The sequence below is a fragment of the Sandaracinaceae bacterium genome (assembly GCA_020633055.1).
Classification (GTDB): Bacteria; Myxococcota_A; Polyangia; order Polyangiales; family Houyiibacteriaceae; genus JADJJE01.
This window is the reverse complement of the sequence record JACKEJ010000026.1, coordinates 1-4,744: the sequence shown is the minus strand read 5'-3', so window position 1 is coordinate 4,744 and position 4,744 is coordinate 1. Positions and strand designations below refer to the sequence as shown.

Below are 4,744 nucleotides of genomic sequence, written 5' to 3'. Positions count from 1 at the left end.
GACACCTTGGCCGCGGGCCGGGCCCCCAACCTGAGCGCGCTCTTGCCTAGCAGTGGGTTCGAGCGACGCCACACGCCAGCCACGTTCACCTTCGCAGCGCACCAGGCGTTCTTCGCGGGCTTCTTCCCCACGCCGGTGGATGGCGCGGCGCATGCACGTCCCTTGGCGCTGCGTTTCCCCGGCTCGCGCACAGTGAACCAGAGCACGCTGGTCCTAGACGGCCCGTGCATCGTGAGCGCGCTGCGGGCAGCGGGCTATCACACGCTCTCCATCGGTGGCACGGGCTTCTTCAACCCTGCGTCCGCGCTCGGCGGCGTGCTGCCAGCCCGCTTCGACGAGGCCCACTGGACCCACGAGATGGGCGTCACCAGCCCGCACGCTTCGCGCCTGGAGTTTCAGCTGGCGGCCGAGCGCCTGCGCGCGCTCCCAGCCGAGCAGCGCGCGTTCGTGTTCGTGAACGTGGCCGCCACGCATCCACCCACACGCATGTACCTGCGCGGCGCGGCGGGCGAGAGCACCGAGACGCAGGGCGCGGCACTTGCGAACGTGGACAAGCATCTGCCGCTGCTGCTTGACGCCCTCCGCGCGCGTGGAGGCGCGGTGGGCATCGTCTGCAGCGACCACGGCACTTGCTTTGGCGAAGACGGGCTGGTGGGGCATCGCGTCGCGCACGAGTCCGTGTGGTCCGTGCCGTACGCCGAAGTGGAGCTCGAGGCCGCATGAAGGCACGCCTCCGAGAGCTGCTTGAGAGCGGCGAGTACCTCTCCTACGCGTACTCCTACCCGCACAAGACGGCCTACCGCCCGCTCGAACCTGCGGTGGACCTGCCCACGCTCTGGTCGCACGAGGACCGGCGAGCGCTGTTCCTGTACGTGCACGTCCCGTTCTGCGAGCAGCGCTGCGGCTTCTGCAACCTGTTCACCCAGGTGCAGCCCGGGCCGGGCCTCGAGCTGCGCTACATCGAGGCGCTCGAGCGCCAAGCGCAGGTGACCCGTGAGTTCCTGGGAGACTTCCAGGTGGCTCAGGTGGCCGTTGGAGGAGGCACTCCCTCCTTCTTGGAGGCACCGCTGCTGGCCCGCGCGCTCGGCGTGGTGCGCTCGCTGGCCGGGGCCACGAAGCCCACGTCCATCGAGGTGTCGCCGGCCACGCTCACTGGCGAGAAGCTCGCGGTGCTGCGTGAGCACGGCGTCACCCGCGTGAGCATGGGCGTGCAGAGCGTGCTCCCGAGCGAGACCAGTGCCGTGCAGCGCCGGCAGCAGCCCGCGCACGTCGAGTGGGCCGTGCGGGCCACGGCCGACCTCGGTGTGACCTGCAACGTGGACCTCATCTACGGCCTGCCAGGTCAGACCGCGGACACGCTGCGCGAGTCTGTCGACCGGGTGATCGGGTTGGGGGCCAACCAACTCTATCTCTACCCGCTGTACGTGCGGCCGCTGACCATCCTCGGGCGCCGTGACGGACGGCGCGCTTGGGACGACCAGCGCCTCTCGCTCTACCGCGCGGGGCGCGACCACCTGCTGCGTCTCGGCTGGGTGCAGTCGTCCATGCGCATGTTCAGCGCGCCCGGGCGGCCTGGCGCCGAGCTCGCGCACGCGGCCTACCGCTGCCAGGACGACGGCATGATCGGGCTCGGGCCCGGTGCGCGTTCGTACGCCAGCCAGCTGCACTACTCCACGTCGTTTGCCGTGGCGCAGGCCGCGGTGCGGGAGCGCATCGAAGACTGGGTGGCCACGCCTCCCGAGCAGCACGCGCTGGCGCGGCATGGCATCTGGCTCAGCGAGTGCGAGCGGCAGCGGCGCTATCTGGTGCTCTCGCTGCTGGACCGCGGCGTGGTGCGGGCCGAGTACCGCGCGCGCTTCGGGGAGGACGTGGTCACCCACTTCCCGGAGCTGGAGGAGGCCGTGGAGTGCGGGCTGGTGAGCGTGAGCGACGCTGCGCTGCAGCTCACCGAGCGCGGCACCGAGCGGGCCGACGTGCTGGGACACTGGCTGCAGTCCGACGACATCGTGCGCGCCCGAGCGGCGTGGGAGGCCGCGTGAGCCCCCGCTTGGCGATCCTGTATCGAGGGCCGCTCGACAGCTGCAACTACGCGTGCGCGTACTGTCCGTTCGCCAAGCGGCCGCCCAAGAAGGACGTCTTGTCCCGCGACCGCGCGGCGCTCGAGAGGTTCGTGGCGTGGGCGCTCGGGGCGCGCGATTGGAGCCTCGAGGTCCTCTTCACGCCCTATGGCGAGGGCTTGGTGTGGCCCTGGTACCGCGAGGCGCTGGTGCTGCTGTCGCACGCGCCTCACGTGAAGCAGGCGGCCATCCAGACCAACGCGTCCGGGCCCATGGGCTTCCTCGACGAGGCGGACAGGCAGCGGGTGTCGCTGTGGATCTCCTGGCACCCCACGGAGATCTCGGGCGAAGCCTTCGCCGCCAAGATCCAGGACCTGCACGCACGCGGTACCCGCATGAGCGTGGGCGCGGTGGCCGTCCCTCAGCACCTCGAGCAGGTGGAGGAGCTCCGGAGGCTCCTGCCGGCTGGCGTGCCCATGTGGATCAACGCGCAGAAGCCTGGCGTCCGCTACACCGAGCTCGAGCGCGAGCGATGGCGCGCGCTGGATCCCATGTTCGACCTGGACGCCAAGCGCCATCTCACGCGGGGCCAAGAGTGCATGACGGGCGAAGACACCATCAGCGTGGACGGCAGCGGCACGATTCGGCGCTGCCACTTCGTGGATGACGTGCTCGGCAACCTGTATGTGGATGACCTGCGCGACGTGCTCCAGCCGCGGGTGTGCTCGCGCCTGAGCTGCGACTGCTGGATTGGCTACTCCAACGTGCCGCGCTTGGACCTGCGCCGTGGGTTCGTGGATGACGGCCTGTTGGCCCGCATGCGCATCTGAAGCGGGGCAGCGTCGGCCGCTGCACGTCGGCCACGCTGCCGAGGAATAGTCACCTGGCTCCCAGGAGTAGGCACCATGTTCGCGCGCTGGTCCCCTTCCATGTCCCTGCTCTGTCACCCCGGGCGCCCCTTGGCGTGCTTGCTCCTCCTGTGCGTCTCGGCGTGCGGTGCCACCGCGCCCGCCGCCCAACCCCCTGCACCGCTCGCCGCGCCTCCCGAGCCACCACCGCCCACCCCAGCGCCAGAGCCCATGCCTCTCACCAGCATCGGCCACGGCCTCCGCGCTGGCGAGCGGTTCGGCTGCTTCACCATCGCCGCCGACTTCCGCCTGGTGGGCGAGCTCCCCGCGGAGCCCGGCCCGGCGCTGGACGACCTCTGGGCCCGCACGCGCGCTGCCCTCACGCACACCGCGGGCATCGTCTGTGCGCCGCAACCAGGGGTCACATGCGATGACTCGACGCCCACTCCAGGATGCGTGCCGACATGGGCCGTGCCCGAGAGCGTGCTCTCTGTGACGTGGGAGGGGGCCGTGGCCGAGATGCTCTTTCAGGTGGCCACGCCAGGCGGACCGGTGAGCGGCGCCTTTTCCAGCGGGGCGCGGGGGCCCGCGCTGGGCTGGGACGTTCGCAACTACATCGGGGAAGTGGCGGTCACGCGCATCGCGAAGTGGCTCGAGCATGCGGGCGGTCAGGTCACGGGTCTCGCGCACACCCGTCGCCCGGGGCGCATTCGCGTGCGGCGGGCCGAGCCACGCGGCGACGGCGCCGCGGCACCCGACCCTGCGCTCACGTGGAACGCGCTGGTGGTGCACACGGTAGACGCCGCCGACGGGGCCAGCCTGGTGTCCATGAGCGCGCAGGACTGGGAGGACGACAGCGCCGCAGAGACCAGCGCATGCTTGCGCGAAGCGGGGGTGTGGACGTGCACGCCGCGCGACGCTCTCCGGGCCGCTCGGCTGAGGGCCTCTGCTCCCACTCGATTCTTGGGGCGCGACGACGCGGGCTCCTGGATCACGGAGTGGCGCTGGGACCAGAGTGGCGGCCTTGCGGACGAGACTTATGTGAGCGAGGTGGTGTTGGTGAGACTCGGGCGGTACCGTGGTCTCACCGCGCATCGCATCGCTCGCGTGGGTGTTGGCGCGCGCTGGCGCGAGCCCGGTGTGCGCGGCGACCAGGTCGAGCATCGCCAACGCGCCTACCTCACGCCCACGCTGCAGGGCGAGGTATGCATCCGTCTCGAGTGGGGAGCGCGCGAGCGCACGGTGCACCTCCTGCAGCGGGGCTGGCCGCTGGCGCCAGGCTATCCCCGCGAGTCCATCAGCGAGCTGGACGCAGCCGCCAGCATTGGCGCAGCTCCGGGCGTGTTCTTGATTCCCCAATCCGAGGGGGCAGGGTGGGTGGCCTGCCCGGAGGGGTACCGCTGATGACGCGAAGCAAGCCAGCGCAGGACGCAGCCCGAGCGCGCTACCGGCACGCGTGGCACCAAGTCGAGTAGCCTCATGAGCGATGTTGCCCGTTGCCCCATACCTCGAACAGCGCGCGAGCTGGCCCAGCACGGGCCGGCACATTCTCGCGCACTACGATGACGAGAGCGTCGTGGTCTATCAGGCCTACAACGCTGCCATCGCGGACTGGGCGGTGGCGCACCAGCGCTTCGGTGGCCCTTGGTCGTTCTCCCGGATGAGCTGGATCAAGCCGAACTTCCTCTGGATGATGTACCGCTGCGGGTGGGCCACGAAGGTAGACCAAGAGCGCGTGCTCGCCGTGCGCGTTGCTCGCGTGGGCTTCGACGCCGTCCTTGGCGGCGCGCTGGAGAGCAGCTTCCAGCCGGACGTGCACGGGCCCGACCGGGCTGCGTG

The 4,744-nt window shown here is 70.7% G+C and carries 5 protein-coding genes; all 5 read left to right on the top strand.

Features of this window, described 5'->3' with window-relative positions; translation table 11 throughout:
- A partial coding sequence (locus H6726_32775) for an STM4013/SEN3800 family hydrolase (GenBank protein ID MCB9662460.1) occupies nt 1-723 on the top strand: 723 nt, incomplete at its 5' end.
- Nucleotides 720-2,039, top strand: a complete 1,320-nt coding sequence (locus tag H6726_32770) for an STM4012 family radical SAM protein (GenBank protein MCB9662459.1) — start codon at nt 720-722, stop codon at nt 2,037-2,039. The genes H6726_32775 and H6726_32770, both read left to right, overlap by 4 nt.
- Nucleotides 1,985-2,887, top strand: coding sequence for a radical SAM protein (locus tag H6726_32765; GenBank protein MCB9662458.1), 903 nt, complete (start codon nt 1,985-1,987; stop codon nt 2,885-2,887). Before H6726_32770 ends, H6726_32765 begins: the two co-directional genes overlap by 55 nt.
- Nucleotides 2,888-2,986: 99 nt before the next feature.
- The gene (locus tag H6726_32760) at nt 2,987-4,309 is read left to right on the top strand and encodes a hypothetical protein (GenBank protein ID MCB9662457.1); all 1,323 of its coding nucleotides are present in this window, start codon (nt 2,987-2,989) and stop codon (nt 4,307-4,309) included.
- 82 nt (nt 4,310-4,391) lie between these two features.
- Nucleotides 4,392-4,744 (top strand): DUF4291 family protein (locus H6726_32755; protein ID MCB9662456.1); only part of this gene is annotated, 353 nt, incomplete at its 3' end.

What these genes read in the sequence shown, in the direction of transcription:
- H6726_32770 (MCB9662459.1), top strand. Translation starts at nt 720, where the DNA reads ATGAAGGCACGCCTCCGAGAGCTGCTTGAGAGCGGCGAGTACCTCTCC.
- H6726_32760 (MCB9662457.1), top strand. Translation starts at nt 2,987, where the DNA reads ATGTCCCTGCTCTGTCACCCCGGGCGCCCCTTGGCGTGCTTGCTCCTC.